Here is a 14,685-nt window from a genome sequence, read left to right as displayed (position 1 = left end):
TCATGGTATTGCCGCCCAGACCGAAGCAGCCTTGCGAACCGCCGCCGCCCGAGGTATTGCTGCCGGCGCCGGCGCGCAGGTAGCCATGGAAGCCTTCGGAATCGGATGGGTACATAGGGTCGGCGGCAGCGGAACCGCTGGCGATGGCCAAAACGATGGCAGCTGGCAGTGTCTTCAACACGGCCTTCAACATGTTGCGATGCAGCATGGTAAGTCTCCTCAGTAGTTATTTTTTATCTAGTCATTCGTGGCCGAATGTACTGGCCAGAATTCTTTCCAGCAGGGACATAGTAACTATACTACGAACAAATATCAACATATTATGTTGTAATCCTACGACTACTCTGCGACACTTTATTTGCGTACCGACAGGCGAGTTGACTGCCCTGTTTTTTCCGCTGGCGCCACCGCATCTGGCACGCTGGACAGGCATTTGCGCAGGCATCCCGCATTTTTCGGCACGCGGCACGTATACGAATTAAAATCCTTGGTTTTTGCCCATAACGACAGTGCGCGGCCACGACCACGCACGCAGACGAGACAAAGCACCGCCATGAAAATTGATGAAAAAATGGAAGTAGCAGGCAGCGATCCAGCGGAGCGTTTCAGTGAAGGGCCACGCCTGCTGGCAGACATCGGCGGCACCAATGCCCGCTTCGTGCTGGAAACGCGCCAGGGCCACCTGGAAGCGGTCGCCGTGCTGCCCTGCGACGACTACGCGTCGCTGCTCGACGCCATCACCGCATATATGGATAGCAGCGAGGCGCGCGCCGCCGGTTCGGCGCGCGTGCGCCATGCGGCCATCGCCATCGCCAATCCCATCGACGATGACAATATCCGCATGATGAACCATCACTGGTTCTTCTCGATCGAGGCGATGCGTGCCGCGCTGGGCCTCGACACCTTGCTGGTGGTGAACGACTTCACGGCGCTGGCCATGGCCCTGCCCTACCTGCGGCCCGACCAGCGCCAGCAGATCGGCGGCGGCATGGCGCGCGCCGACAGCGTCATCGGCTTGCTTGGTTCGGGCACGGGCCTGGGCGTGTCGGGCATGATCCCCGCCGAAGACCGCTGGATCGCGCTGGGCAGCGAAGGGGGCCACGTCAGCTTCGCCCCCTGCGACCAGCGCGAGATGGACGTGCTGTCCTTCGCCTGGCGCGAACTGTCGCACGTCTCGGCCGAGCGCCTCGCCTCCGGACGGGGGCTGGAACTGATCTACCGCGCCCTGTCCGACCGGGCTGGCCGGCATGACGTGCCGCCGCTGCTGGCGGCCGACATCACCAGCCGCGCCCTCAACAATGAATGCGACGTGTGCCTGGAAGCGGTCGACTGCTTCTGCGCCATCCTCGGCTCCATCGCCGGCAACGTGGCCATGACCCTGGGCGCGCTGGGCGGCATCTATATAGGCGGCGGCATCGTGCCGCGCCTGGGCCCCCTGTTCGAACGGTCGCAGTTCCGCGCCCGCTTCGAGCAAAAGGGCCGCCTGAACGAATACCTGGCGCAGATCCCCACGTTTCTGATCACGGCCGAACTGCCGACTTTTCTCGGCATCGCCGCCATCCTCGCGCAAAAGCTCAAGCGCGCCCATACCGGCGCGCCCGTGCTCGAATCCGTGCGCCAGGCGCGCGGCCGCATGAGCCCATCGGAATGCAAAGTGGCCGACTGGGTATTGAAAGAGCCGAACGCCATGCTGACCCTGCCGATCGCCGAAATCGCCCAGAGGGTCGGCGTGAGCCAGCCAACCGTGATGCGCTTTTGCCGCTCGATCGGCGTGCAGGGCCTGGCCGACTTCAAATTGAAGCTGGCGTCCGGCCTGACGGGGGGCGCCATCACGGTGGCCCACTGCCACGTGGAGATTTCGGACTCCGACGCGGAACTGGCGCGCAAGGTGCTGGGCAATAACGCCTCGGCCGCGCTGGCCCTGCGCGACATGCTCGACGTGAAGGCGCTGACAGCGGCCATCGAGCTGCTGCGCGGCGCGCAGCGCGTGGAATTGCTGGCCGTGGGCAGCGCCCGCGTGGTGGCCGACGACATGCAGCACAAGCTGCTCAACCTGGGCATCGTCAGCAGCTTCTTTGCCGATCCGCAGGCGCAGGAAATGAGCGCCGCCATGCTCAAGCCGGGCGACGTGGCGCTGGTCATTTCCCGCTCGGGCGCCCTGCCCGACCTGTTGCGTACCGTCAAGGTGGCGCAGGGCTGCGGCGCGCGCGTGCTGGCGATCACGGCCAGCGGTTCGCCGCTGGCCAAGCTGGCCGACGTGCTGCTGACCCTGAACCACCCGGAAGGCAATCTCAATTTCGTGCCCATGATCGTACGCCTGCTGCAGCTGATGATGCTCGATATCCTGTCGGTGGGACTGGCGCGGCGCGACACGGCGCAGCGCACCAGCGCCGCCCAGCTGGAAGAAGGTCAATTGCACGGCATGCGCATCAGCGGCAAGCTGAAATTCGGTGGCCACCTCGAATAAGGCGGCGCACGCCGCCCACACCGCCGCCGACACGGCCAGCGGCGCCACCGTGCACGATGTGGCGCGCCTGGCCGGCGTATCGGCCATGACGGTATCGCGCGTCATCAACGGGCGCGCCAGCGTCAGCGCGGCCACGCGCGACAAGGTCGAGGCGGCCATCGCCAGCCTGCGCTACCAGCCCAACCTGGCGGCCCGTGCCGCCCGCACGGGCACCTTGCGCATCGGCTTGCTGTACAGCAACCCCAGCGCGGCCTTCCTCAGCGAATTTCTCGTCGGCGCCATGGACCAGTGCCGCCAGGGCGGCGGCCAGTTGCTGCTCGAACGCTGCGAAGACCTGGACAGCCAGCGCGCCGGCATCGATTGCCTGGTGGCGGCCGGCGTGGACGGCATCCTCGTGCCGCCACCCCTGTGCGATTCACCGGAAGTGCTGGCGCAGCTCAATACCATGGGCATTCCCGCCATCGCCGTGGCCACGGCACGCCCCTCGCCCGGAGTCTCGGCCGTGCGCATCGACGACTACGAAGGCGCGCTGGCCATGACGCGCCATCTGCTCGCGCTGGGCCACCGCGACATCGGCTTCATCGAAGGCGATCCGGCGCACACGCCCGCCCTGCTGCGCCGCCAGGCCTTCGAGGACGCCATGCGGGAAGCGGGTTTGCAGGTGCCGCCGCACAGGGTGGCGCAAGGCTATTTTACCTACCGTTCGGGGCTGGACGCGGCGCGCCGGCTGCTGGCGCACGAACCGCACCCCAGCGCCATCTTCGCCAGCAATGACGACATGGCCGCCGCCACCCTGGCCGTGGCGCACGGCATGGGCTTGCAGGTGCCGGCGCAATTGAGCGTGTGCGGCTTCGACGACACGCCCGTCGCCAGCACCGTCTGGCCCGAGCTGACCACCATCCACCAGCCCATCGCCGACATGGCGCGCGCCGCCGTCAAGCTCGTCATCGACGAGATACGCCAGCGCCGCGCCGGGGAGACGGCGCCCGCCACGCATCACTTGATGGAATTTACCCTGGTAGAGCGCGCATCGTCGGGCAGCTATGCGCCGCTGACGGCACAGGGCCAGCGCAGGCCTTGACGCTGCCGGAACAGGCGATGCCACCACCCGCCATTCCGGCGCACCCGGCCCTACAACGCCTCGGTCAAGGCGGGGCTGTCGATGGAAGTGACGGCATAACCGTTGCGGCCAGCGCTTTTTGCCTTGTAGAGCGCCGTATCGGCCGCCGTCAAGAATGCCCCCGCCGTCGTATCGCCGCGGGTGCAGAACGCCAAGCCGACACTGGTGGTGACATGCAGACCGATACCGCCGCAATCAAAGTGCACGGCCATCCCTTGCACGATTTTCTTGCCCAGTACCGCAAGCTCGGACTGCTCCGTCAGTTGTTCAAAAATAATGACAAACTCGTCGCCGGCAAGGCGGGCCACCGTGTCGGAGGCCCGGACGCAAGCTTTGAGCCGTTTGGCAAATTCAATCAATACCAGATCGCCGATACCATGCCCATATGTGTCATTTATTTTTTTGAAATAGTCGATATCCAGATACGCCAGCGCCAGGCCCGTGCCAGCGCGCCGCGCACGCGTCAATGCCGCGGCCAGCGCCTCGTCAAACATGCGCCTGTTGTGCAGGCCCGTCAGCATGTCAGTACGCGCCAGAGCGGCGAGGTTGTTTTCCGCCGCTTCCCTCTGCAGCGACAGCGCATAGAATGCACGGCTCAGCTTTCCAAACTCGTCTTTACGGGCGATATCAAACACCGCAATATCGGCATTGCCTGAGCGTATGCTCGCCACATGCCGGCCCAGATCGCCCAAGGGACGCAAGAGCAGCATCACCGCGATCCAGCCGGCACAACTGGCCAGGAAGGCCACGCCTGACGAAGCAATGATGACTTTGGCATACATATCGGTGACCGGCGTGAATGCCTCGCTTTCAGGATAGACGGCGCCGATGATCCAATCTGCCGCGCGCAAATGCTTGTACGTCATAATTGCCTGCACGCCCAGCTTGGTTTTACCTTGCGTCCAACCGTCGAATCCCCGCAATGCGGCCAAGGTGGAAGGGGTTGCGCCGCCCGTTTCATCATGCACCCGCTTCAGGACGCGCGCCGGGTCCGGATGGTGGAGTATCGTGCCGTCGTCGGTCAACATGAACAGATAACCGCTCTTGCCCGGCTTGAGCTGCTCCCACTGGCCAAAAAATGTCGGGCTTTGCAAATTCAGACCGCCAGCGATTACATACAGCAATTTTCCTGCTTTGTCATAGATCGGTTCGGTTACCAGCACAACGGGCTTGCCCGACAGCTGGCTCTTGAATGGACGCGATATCACGCCTTCCCTGAGCTTCACGGTATCGATAAAATATTCGCGCGCAGCGAAATTGAGCTTGCCAGCCACGCGCCGGTCATTCATGCTGGCAATCAGTTTCCCGGTAGCATCAAAGGCGACGAGATTAAAAAATTCCTCGCGCAGGGTTGGATGATTTTCTATAAATGCCTGCATCCGCTGCGGATGTTCATACACATCCGCAGGCAGCCCTTCCGCCAGCACCTTGAGCAGCGCTTTCTTGGCATTCAAGTCTTCGTCGATATATGCCGCGGCACTGGTCAGCAAGGCATATTGCTGATTGCCGATGACGGATACCATCTGCCCTTGCGCGACAGACAGCGATGTGAGCGCAACAGAACCCGTTGCGCACAGCACCAGTACGCCCACGAGCACAGTCATCTTGAATTTGAAGCTCCGGGGATTGAAAAACTTCCAGATCTTATGCATGCGGACTTCCTTCTCAGCGCCCGTGCTCTGTAAAGCGCAAGGACCCGGCCAAGTGGCGCCATGCATGGCAATGGGAAGCACGGCATATCGGTCAGCGCATGACTTCGAACCTATCTCCGGATGAATACACTCCCAGAACAGGCTCTTGACATGGCAAGAGAGCAAATCTTACGCCTATTCTCGCAAAAAGGGCGCCCTGGCGCCGCTGAATAAACACGCCATCCCCACATCATCGCCATATCGTACGCTCCAGCAACGATTCCACCACTTGCACCGCTGGCGGCGAACCGCCTGCCGCCAGCAGGCGCCCGCCACGCATCCTCTGATGGCGCTTACCTTGATGTAACGGGCGTCGACAGGGCCAGCGCGCTAGTCACACGCGGCCAGGCAGGCTCAGGGCTGCATCCCGGGCACTTGCATTTCCGCCTTGCGCGCCGCGATCTGGCCGCCCATGGCCAGCAGATCGAGTTGCGCCTCGCGCGCGCGCGGAAAAATCTCGCCCTCCTCTTCCTGTACGTGCTGCTCGATCTGCCTGGACAAGACCTTGACCTTGGCGTCGTACAAGTCTTCGCCGGGCGCCATGGCGACGATTTGCGCGATCAATTCCTTGGCCGAGGCATGTTCGACGATGGCTTCGTCGATCAGGTCCTCATTCAGGCGGCTGGCCTCGCGCACGGCCGGATAAAAGATTTCCTCTTCCGCCATCGCATGCTTGCTCAATTCCTCGCAGATTTTCAGCGCCAGCTTGCGTTTGCTGGCGAGCGACCTGTCGCTGAGCCCCTCGTACTGTTCGAACAAGTCCTTCACCGTCTGATGATCTTGCATCAGCAGTTCGATCGCATCCATGTCTTGCATACCGGCATTTTGCTGGGAAACGGACGCTGCCTGATGGGATTGGGTGGCCATGATGTGTTCTCCAGGTGTGCAATGAAGTCCCCATTCTAGACAGGGCCATGCGGCGTGCATGTAGGAGGATTGCCAACGTCAAGGTAGGCCTGGCGGGAAGGTCAACGCGTTTCGATGCAGATCAAGCTGACCATGATAAATTTTTGCATTGCGTAAAAAATATGCGTGGTGCGCCTGCCTGCCGGCGCACCGCGCCATGCGACTTAACGCAGCTGCGTGCGCTGCGCCAGCGATTCCACCAGGTCCACCGAAGGCGGCGAGCCGCCGGCCGCCAGGCAGGCGCCTGCTCCGGCCGCGACGGCAAAGCGCAAGTGCTGGCCGCCGTCCGCATCGGGCCGGTACATCAGGCTGTACAGCAAGCCGCCGATGCTGGCGTCGCCCGCGCCCACCGAGTCGACCACCTCGATGGCGGGCGGGGCCGCCTGCCATGTCTGTTCGCCCCGGTACAGCGCCGCACCTTGCGCGCCACGCGTATACAAATACGTGGCCTGCGGATTCCAGCCGCGCAGCACGGCAAACGCGCCATCGATGTCGTCGTGGCGGAACAGGCCCGCCAGATCTTCATCGGACACCTTGATCACGTCGGCCAGCTCCGTCATGCGGCGCAGGGTGGCGTCGTAGCGCGCATCCATCATGATGCGGAAGTTCGGGTCATAGCTGATTTTCACGCCGGCCGCCTTGAGCTCCTGCGCCAGCGCCACCAGCTTGCCCGCCAGCGGTTCGCGCGCCAGGCTGATGCCGCCGAAATGCACCCATTGCGCGCCCTGCATCCAGCCGGCCGGCAGCTGCGGCGCGTCGAAATGCAGGTCGGCGCTGTCGTCGCCGATGAAGTAATACGTGGGAGGATGCAGTTCATGCACGATGGCCAGCAGCGGCGACTTCGCGCGGCGCTGCAAGAAGCGCATGTCCAGGCCCGCCGCGTCGGTCGCTTGCGCCAGCGCATCGCCGAAGACGTCGAGGCTGACGGCGCCCGCAAAGGCGCTGGGCACGCCCAGGCGCGCCATCACGCGCGCCACGTTCCAGGTCGAGCCGCCCACCTGGCTGCTCCAGGCGTCCGGGCCCGTGCGCAGCATGTCCGTCAGCGCTTCGCCGGCCGACACGAATTGTGGAAATTCAAGCGGGAAGGCGGCGCTCATGCGGCACCTTTGAGCACGTTCAGCACTTCATAGCAGGCGCCCATGGTGTGGTAATCGGTCTTGCCGGCCGGGCTTTTCTCGTTGCTGATTTTCTGGTTTTCGGGCGTCAGGATGCGGTACCAGGCGCCGTGTTCGTGGTCGACGAAATGCTTCCAGCTGTAGTCCCATATCTTGTCGTAGCTTTGCCAGTAGGCGTCGTCGCCCGTGCGCGCGGCCAGCACGGCGGCGGCGGCGAAGCTTTCCGCCTGCACCCAGAAGTACTTGTCGCCGTCGCAGATTTCATCGTGCGGGCCAAAACCGTAGTGGATGCCGCCATGCGCGCCATCCCAGGCCTTGGCCAGCGCCGTGTCGTACAGTTCGCGCGCGCGCGGCAGCAGCCACTCCGATGGTCCGGCCATGAACCTGGCGTGGCGCTCCATGATCAACAGCAGCTTGGCCCATTCCGTGAAGTGGCCGGGCTGGTAGCCCCAGGGACGGAAGATATTGCTCTTGTCGTGCAGGTTGTAATCCCAGTCGATAGCCCAGTCGCTCTTGTAGTGTTCCCAGATCATGCCGTTGGCCAGGCCCGCCTGGCGCACCGTGATGTTGTGCGCCAGCGTCTCGGCGCGGTGCAGATATCTCGCTTCGCCCGTCGCCTCGAACGCGGCCAGCATGGCTTCGCACGCATGCATGTTCGCGTTCTGGCCACGGTAGCCATCGAGCGTGACCCAGTCGGCGCTGGCCACGTCCGCATACAGGCCGTGCTCGGGCAGCCAGAAGCGCTGCTCCATCAGTTCGAAGGTGTCGTCCAGGTAGGCGCGCGCTTCCGTCACGCCGGCCTGCAAGGCATGCGCATAGGCGAGCAGCACGAAGGCCAGGCCATAGCAGTGGTTGGCGCCGTCTTCGACCGTCTTGACGCCGTCTTTCCACGACAGTTGCCAGGCGTAGCCGCCCGTGTCCGGATCGCGGTGCACGTCGCGCAAGAAGGCCACGCCATGGCGCAGCGCTGCCTGGTAATCGTCGCCGCCGAAATGGAGGTAAGCCATGGCGTAATTGAAGATGAAGCGCGTGCTGCTGACCAGGTGACGCGTGGCAGCGTCGTACACGGTGCCGTCGTCGAGGAAGAAGTGATAAAAGCCGCCGCTCGGGTCAAACGCGCGCGGGTGGTAGAAATGCATCGTGTGCTGGATGTGCTTTTCAAGCATGGCCCTGGAGCGAAAATCGGGATTCATGGGTCTCTCATGATATTGTTATCGATAACAATGATGATAGCATGCCGTTTCCGCCCCGTCTCGTCCACTTAAGGGGGCGTGGCTGACTTGCGCTTTTCACGCCACAGCGCCGCCTTGGCCGGGTCGGCCGCCTGTCCCAGCTCGCCCTTATCGTACACCTTGACCAGCCGTTCGATGGCTTCCGCGTCGCCCTGCTTCGCCGCCAGCAGGTACAACTCGAAGGGCTGGGGCGCCGGCCCTTGCCGGGTAGGGCCGCCGCGGCCCTGCTCCAGCAGCCGCGCGAAGCCCGTCTGGCCCGGGGGACTCTTGGCGATGGCCGCCATTTCATACCAGCCCAGCGCCGCCTCGTCACTCTGCGGCACGCCCTGCCCCACTTCATACGAATAGGCCACATTGTTCAAGCCCGGCGGATCGAGCGCCTTGGCCGCCTGCATGTACCAGCCGAACGCTTCCTTGCGCTGCGTCTCGTCCTTGGCCGTCATCATCAGCCGGTAGCCGATTTCATTGTAGGCGGGAATGAAACCGTTTTCGGCATAGAACTTCAGCCAGTGCAGCGCGTGCGCCTGTTCTGCCACGCTGCTGTGGATGTTTTCAAAGTGCTGGGCCACCATGAAGTTGGCCAGTTCCACGCCTTGCGCGGCGCCCTTGCGCGACCAGTATTCGCCCAGCTTGCGGTCGATGGGTATGCCCTGCCCCAGCGTATAGGCGACGCCCAGGAATGCCTGCGCCGGGCCATAGCCGCCTTCGGCCGATTTCCGCATCCACGCCAGGCCGGCGTCAACGTCACGCGGCGTGCCCTCGCCCTCGTGCAGCATCTGCGCCAGCTCCAGCTGGGCGGCCGCATCGCCCCCTTCGGCGGCGCGGCGCGTCTTTTCGTAGGCGGTGATTTTTTCCGGCGACAGGTCGGCCGGGCGGTTGACCACGGCCTGCACCTTCGCGCGCATGTCGTCGAGGCCGGACATATCGAATTCGGCCAGAGCCGGATGCTGGCGCGGTTCTTTGGAGGGCGCAGGCTGCGCCAGCACGGGCTGCGCCAGCGCCAGGGTCAATAACAATACGATGGTCTTCATTTCTTCTCGCTTTCCGCCAGCCTGGCGCGCCATTCGGCGGCGTCTTCGGCATTCGCCTGTTGTCCCAGTTCACCCTTCACGTACACGTCGAGCATGCGCCGCATGGCGGGCAAGTCGCCGCTCCATCCCGCCCGCTCGTACCAGACCAGGGCCAGCTTGTCCGACTGCGCCACGCCCAGACCCAGCTCGTGCGCGCGGGCCAGGTTGCGCATGCCGGCCGGTTCCTTTTCACGCGCCGATCTGTCATACCAGCGGAAGGCCTCGCCGCGCTCCTGCTCATCGGCGGCTGCGCGCATCAGGTGCTCGCCCAGCGCATTATAGGCAGGAATAAAGTGTTCTTCGAGCGCGGCCTTCTTCAGCCAGATGATGGCCAGCGCCTGTTCTTCGGCAGGGCTGCTGCCATCGATGAATTCCAGCGCCAGCATGGTTTGCGCCAGCGCGTCGCCCTGCGCCACGCCCTTGCGCAGCCAGTACTCTCCCTGCACGCGGTCGATGGGCACCTTGCCGCCCACCGTGTAGGCCAGCCCCAAAGCTGCCTGCGCCGGCGCATAGCCGCCTTCGGCCGACTTGCGTATCCAGGCCATCGAGTGCGCCGTGTCTTGCGGCGCGCCGACGCCCAGCTGCAGCATGCGCGCCAGCTCCAGCTGCGCCTCCACGTCGCCCGTTTCGGCCACGCGCCGGGTTTCGGCAAATTCGGCGATGCTTTCCGGACTATGGCTGGCCGCATCGGCCCGCGCCTTGATGGCGATCAGCTGCAGATCGAGCAAGGTAGGCGAGGTTTGCGCCAGTACAGGCAGCGGCAATAGCAAAGGGAGCAGCAATAGTAATTTCCTGGTCATGCGGCGGTGTCGACAAGAAGAAAACACGCATGGTAGCCGATGCCATGCGGGACAGGTGCGCACGGTAGGCGAAGTTTGACAGGGGGCGTTGGCAGGCTTACATTGCACGGGCCCACCACTGACACAGGAATGCCATGAACCTTCTATCGAAAACCGCCTTGACCCTGCTGCTCGCCGCCGCCTGCGTGGGTGCCAGCGCCGCAGACACCCAGCTGGCCGGCTGCGCCGCCAAGCGCGAAAGCATCCGCAGCGAATTGCAGCAGGCGCAGGAACAGGGCCTGTCCGACAAGGTCGCGGGCCTGACGCGCGCGCTCGACGAAGTCAACGCCCACTGCCGCGACAACGCGCTGGTCGAACGCCACAACAAGAAGGTGCTGAAGGCGCAAGCGAAAGTGAACCAGACGGAGCGTTCGCTGCGCCTGGCCCAGGAAGCCAATAAACAGCCAAAGAAAATCGCCAAGCTGGAAGGCAAGCTGGAAAAAGCCAGGGCCGAATTGGCGGCCCTGCAGGCGCAGCAGCCTTAAGCTTTCTCGCCCAGCAGCTGATAAATGCTGGAGAAATCCAGCGCGCCCGCCCCCGCCTTGCTGTGCAAGCTATATAGATTGCGCGACAAGGCGCCCAGCGGCACGCTCGCCCCGCTGGCCAAGGCGCTTTCCACGGCCAGGCCCAGGTCTTTCAGCATCAGGTCGACGCCGAAGCCGCCTGTGTAGCCGCGCGACGCGGGCACGTTCTCGGCCACGCCGGGACACGGGTTGTACACCTCCAGGGTCCAGTTGCGGCCCGAGCTTTTCGCCATCACGTCCGACACCACTTTCGGATCGAGGCCATTGGCCACGCCCAGGCGTATCGCCTCGCTGGTGCCGATCATCAAAATCCCCAGCAGCATGTTGTTGCATATCTTGACCGTCTGGCCGCAGCCGGAGCCGCCCGCGTGGAAGATCGCCTTGCCCATGACGTCCAGGTAGGGGCGCGCCGCCGCCAGCGCGGATTCTTCGCCGCCCACCATGAACGTCAAGGTGCCGTTGGTGGCGCCCGCCGTGCCGCCCGACACGGGCGCGTCCAGCATGGGCATGCCCTTTTCCTCGGCCGCGCGCCCCACCTGGCGCGCCGCCTCGGTGGAAATCGTCGAACAGTCGATCAGCAGGGTGCCGGGCCGCGCCTGCGCCAGGATGCCCGCGTCGCCCAAAGGGTTACCCAAATAAGCGCCCAGCACGTGGCGGCTGGCCGGCAGCATGGTGATGACGATGTCGGCCTGGCCTATCGCCGCCGCCCGGTCATCGGACACCAGGCCGCCGCCGTCGGCAAACTGCTGCACGCTGGCCGGCAGCAAGTCGAAACCCGTCACCGCATGGCCGGCCCGCACGAGGTTTTGCGCCATGGGTAAGCCCATGTTGCCCAGGCCGATGAAAACGATATTGGTGCTCATCGCCGCCTCCTTATTTCATCGCAATGGTGGTATTGACGCCGCTGCCGCCATCGTCCGGGGCGAACCAGCGCGCCGTGACGGTCTTGGTCTGCGTCCAGAAATACAGCGCCTGCTTGCCGTTCGGGCCCAGGTCGCCCAGTTTCGACGCGCGCGAGCCCGTGAAGCTGAAATAGGCCACGGGCACGGGGATGGCCACGTTGATGCCCACCTGCCCCACGTCGATCTCGTTCTGGAACTTGCGCCCCGCCCAGCCGGACGAGGTGAAGATCGAGGTGCCGTTGCCGTTCGGGTTGGCGTTGATGAAGGCGATCGCTTCGTCGAGCGTCTCCGTCTCGACCACGCACATGGCGGGGCCGAAGATTTCCTGCGTGTAGACGGCGTTCGACGCCGCCACCTTCGAGAAAATCGTCGGGCCCATGAAGTTGCCGCCCTCGTAGCCGGCCACCTTGTGGCCGCGGCCGTCGAGCAGCAGCTGCGCGCCTTCATCCACGCCCGCCTGGATCAGTTTTTCCGCCCGCTGCATGGCCGCCTTGGACACCATCGGACCCAGGTCGGCCGTGCGGTCGCTGCCAGGTCCCACTTTCAGCGCTTGCGAGCGGGCAACGATTTCCGGCAGCCAGGAGCGGGCCTCGCCCACCAGCACGACGACGGAATTGGCCATGCAGCGCTGGCCGGCCGCGCCGAACGCGGCGCCGATCAGGTTATTGATCGCCTGCTCCTTGTTGGCGTCGGCCAGCACCACGCAATGGTTTTTCGCGCCCATCATCGATTGCGCGCGCTTGCCCGATTCGCTGGCGCGGCGGTAGACATGTGTGCCCACGTGGGTGGAGCCGATGAAGGACACGGCCTTGATGTCGGGATGGTCGCACAGCATGTTGACGACGTCGGCGCCGCCATGCACGACGTTCAGCACACCGGCCGGCAAGCCCGCCTGGTACATCAGCTCGACCAGGTACATGGTCGATGACGGGTCCTGTTCCGACGGTTTCAGCACAAAGGTATTGCCGCAGGCGATGGCAATCGGGAACATGAAGCACGGCAGCATGACGGGAAAATTGAAGGCCGTGATGCCGGCGCCTACGCCCAGCGGCTGGTAGATATTGTAGACATCGACGCCGGTGGCCGCGTTTTCCGCGATCTCGCCCAGCTGCAGGGTGGCGATCGAGCACGCATGCTCCACCACTTCCAGGCCCCGCATCACTTCCCCTTCCGCATCGGGCAGGGTCTTGCCATGTTCGCGCGTGATCAGTTCGGCCAGCGCGCCGATATTGTCGCGGATCAGCTGCTGGTACTTGAGCATGATGCGCATGCGCGCCGCCAGCGGGGTATTCCTCCAGGTTTTAAAGGCTTCCTTGGCCGTGGCGACGGCCAGGTTGACTTCGTCGGGCGTGGAAAACGGCACCCTGGCGACGATTTCCTGCGTGGCCGGGTTGACGACGTCGCGCCATTCCGTACTGGTCGAGGCGTGATGCTTGCCGGCGATGTGCAGGGGGATGGAGGGGACTGAGGTGAGGGCTTGGTTCATGATTGAGGCTCCGGGTGTGCGATGTTTGTTCAGCTAAACCCAACGGTGTAAAGCTGGGGTCAGACCCGACGGGTCTGACCCCGGAATTATTTTTTAACGAGATTGCACGCCGCCCCATCCATCGGCTTGAACGCCTGGTCGGCGGGGATGGTGGACAGCACTTTCAGGTAATCCCACGCGCCTTTCGATTCGGCCGGGGTTTTGACCTGCACCAGGTACATGTCGTGGATGACGCGGCCGTCGGGGCGGATCGAGGCGTTGTTCATGACGGCGTCCTTGATCGGCAGCTCGCGCATTTTCTGGGCGACGACCTTCGAGTCGTCGCTTTTCGCGGCCGCCACCGATTTCAGGTAGTGGTAGACGCTCGAATACACGCCCGCCTGCACCATGGTCGGCTTGGCGCCCTTGTTGAGCGCCTCGAAACGCTTGGCAAACGCGCGGCTGCGGTCATCGAAATCCCAGTAAAAGCCGTCCGCGTAGACGAGGCCCTGGGCCGTTTCCAGCCCCAGCGCGTGCACGTCGGAGAGGAATACCAGCAAGGCGGCCAGGCGCTGGTCCTTGCCGCTGCCGATGCGGAATTCGCGCGCCTGCTTGATGGCGGAGACGGTGTCCGCGCCGCCGTTGGCCAGGCCGATCACCTGCGCCTTCGAGCCTTGCGCCTGCACCAGGAAGGACGAGAAATCGGACGCGTTCAGCGGATGGCGCACGGCGCCCAGCACCGTGCCGCCATTGCGCTTGACGACTTCGCTGGCATCCTTTTCCAGCGAGTGGCCGAAGGCGTAATCGACGGTGACGAAATACCAGGATTTTTGTCCCAGCTTGGTCAGCGCCGCCGCCGTGCCGGCCGCCTGCGAATACGTGTCGAACATCCAGTGGAAGCCGTTCGGCGAGCAATCCTCGTTCGTCAGGCGTCCCGTGGCCGGGCCGCTGAACATGGCGATGCCGCCCTTCTCCTTCATCAGTTTTTGCACGGACAGGGCCACCGAGGAATTGGTCAGATCGGCGATGGCGTCGACCTTGTCGCGGTCGATCCATTCGCGCGCCTTGGAGGCGGCGATGTCGGCCTTGTTCAGGTGATCGGCCGAGAGGATCTCGATCTTCATGCCCTTGCATTCAGCCTTCAGACAATCCTCGACGGCCATCTGGCTGGCGACGACGGAGCCGCGCCCGCCCATGGCCGAATACGGGCCGGACATGTCGGTCAGGATGCCGACCTTGACGACGCCATCGGAAATCTGCGCGTGCGCGCCGGTGAAAGACAGGGAAAGCGCCAGCGCGCCCATGGCCAGAACGGTTTTTTTCATGCGTGTCTCCAGGTGAACGGGTTTTCTTA

12 protein-coding genes and 1 pseudogene are annotated in these 14,685 nt (G+C 63.9%); 3 read left to right on the top strand and 10 right to left on the bottom strand.

Annotation, left to right across the window (positions count from 1 at the left end; translation table 11 throughout):
- Nucleotides 1-208, bottom strand: a pseudogene (locus tag JAB8_RS23925) (carbohydrate porin); the annotation flags it as partial.
- 345 nt (nt 209-553) lie between these two features.
- On the opposite strand from JAB8_RS23925, the gene JAB8_RS23920 reads away from it, so the two are divergent.
- On the top strand, nt 554-2,467 hold the full coding sequence (locus JAB8_RS23920) for a glucokinase (RefSeq protein ID WP_070291724.1): 1,914 nt from the start codon (nt 554-556) through the stop codon (nt 2,465-2,467).
- Nucleotides 2,451-3,548, top strand: coding sequence for a LacI family DNA-binding transcriptional regulator (locus JAB8_RS23915; protein WP_083287898.1), 1,098 nt, complete (start codon nt 2,451-2,453; stop codon nt 3,546-3,548). The genes JAB8_RS23920 and JAB8_RS23915 overlap by 17 nt, the downstream gene beginning before the upstream one ends.
- 50 nt (nt 3,549-3,598) lie before the next feature.
- On the opposite strand, the gene JAB8_RS23910 is transcribed toward JAB8_RS23915, so the two are convergent.
- The 6 genes from JAB8_RS23910 to JAB8_RS23885 form a co-directional block, all read right to left on the bottom strand.
- Nucleotides 3,599-5,239 carry a diguanylate cyclase gene (locus JAB8_RS23910; RefSeq protein WP_070291723.1) on the bottom strand — a complete coding sequence of 547 codons (1,641 nt, stop codon included), beginning with the start codon at nt 5,237-5,239 and terminating at the stop codon, nt 3,599-3,601.
- Between the two features lie 393 nt (nt 5,240-5,632).
- The gene (locus JAB8_RS23905; RefSeq protein ID WP_070291722.1) at nt 5,633-6,085 is read right to left on the bottom strand and encodes a hemerythrin domain-containing protein; all 453 of its coding nucleotides are present in this window, start codon (nt 6,083-6,085) and stop codon (nt 5,633-5,635) included.
- A 263-nt stretch (nt 6,086-6,348) separates the two neighbouring features.
- Nucleotides 6,349-7,281, bottom strand: coding sequence for a carbohydrate kinase (locus JAB8_RS23900; protein WP_070291721.1), 933 nt, complete (start codon nt 7,279-7,281; stop codon nt 6,349-6,351).
- On the bottom strand, nt 7,278-8,492 hold the full coding sequence (locus JAB8_RS23895; RefSeq protein WP_070291720.1) for an AGE family epimerase/isomerase: 1,215 nt from the start codon (nt 8,490-8,492) through the stop codon (nt 7,278-7,280). Before JAB8_RS23895 ends, JAB8_RS23900 begins: the two co-directional genes overlap by 4 nt.
- A gap of 68 nt (nt 8,493-8,560) precedes the next feature.
- A complete protein-coding gene (locus JAB8_RS23890) occupies nt 8,561-9,562 on the bottom strand; it encodes a tetratricopeptide repeat protein (protein ID WP_070291719.1) in 1,002 nt (333 codons plus the stop codon).
- The gene (locus JAB8_RS23885; protein WP_175445245.1) at nt 9,559-10,383 is read right to left on the bottom strand and encodes a tetratricopeptide repeat protein; all 825 of its coding nucleotides are present in this window, start codon (nt 10,381-10,383) and stop codon (nt 9,559-9,561) included. Before JAB8_RS23885 ends, JAB8_RS23890 begins: the two co-directional genes overlap by 4 nt.
- Nucleotides 10,384-10,535: 152 nt before the next feature.
- On the opposite strand from JAB8_RS23885, the gene JAB8_RS23880 reads away from it, so the two are divergent.
- Nucleotides 10,536-10,925 (top strand): DUF1090 family protein, encoded by a 390-nt coding sequence (locus JAB8_RS23880; protein ID WP_070291717.1) that lies wholly within the window; start codon nt 10,536-10,538, stop codon nt 10,923-10,925.
- Here the strand turns inward: JAB8_RS23880 and mmsB are convergent.
- The 3 genes from mmsB to JAB8_RS23865 form a co-directional block, all read right to left on the bottom strand.
- Nucleotides 10,922-11,827 (bottom strand): 3-hydroxyisobutyrate dehydrogenase, encoded by a 906-nt coding sequence (mmsB, locus tag JAB8_RS23875; protein ID WP_070291716.1) that lies wholly within the window; start codon nt 11,825-11,827, stop codon nt 10,922-10,924. The genes JAB8_RS23880 and mmsB overlap by 4 nt on opposite strands.
- Nucleotides 11,828-11,837: 10 nt before the next feature.
- Nucleotides 11,838-13,352 carry a CoA-acylating methylmalonate-semialdehyde dehydrogenase gene (locus tag JAB8_RS23870; RefSeq protein WP_070291715.1) on the bottom strand — a complete coding sequence of 505 codons (1,515 nt, stop codon included), beginning with the start codon at nt 13,350-13,352 and terminating at the stop codon, nt 11,838-11,840.
- An 86-nt stretch (nt 13,353-13,438) separates the two neighbouring features.
- A complete protein-coding gene (locus JAB8_RS23865) occupies nt 13,439-14,656 on the bottom strand; it encodes an ABC transporter substrate-binding protein (protein WP_070291714.1) in 1,218 nt (405 codons plus the stop codon).
- Nucleotides 14,657-14,685 lie beyond the last annotated feature (29 nt).

The sequence above is a fragment of the Janthinobacterium sp. HH106 genome, assembly GCF_001758725.1.
Taxonomy (GTDB): Bacteria; Pseudomonadota; Gammaproteobacteria; order Burkholderiales; family Burkholderiaceae_D; genus Janthinobacterium.
The sequence above is the reverse complement of the archived record's forward strand: the minus strand, read 5'-3'. Positions and strand labels throughout refer to the sequence as shown.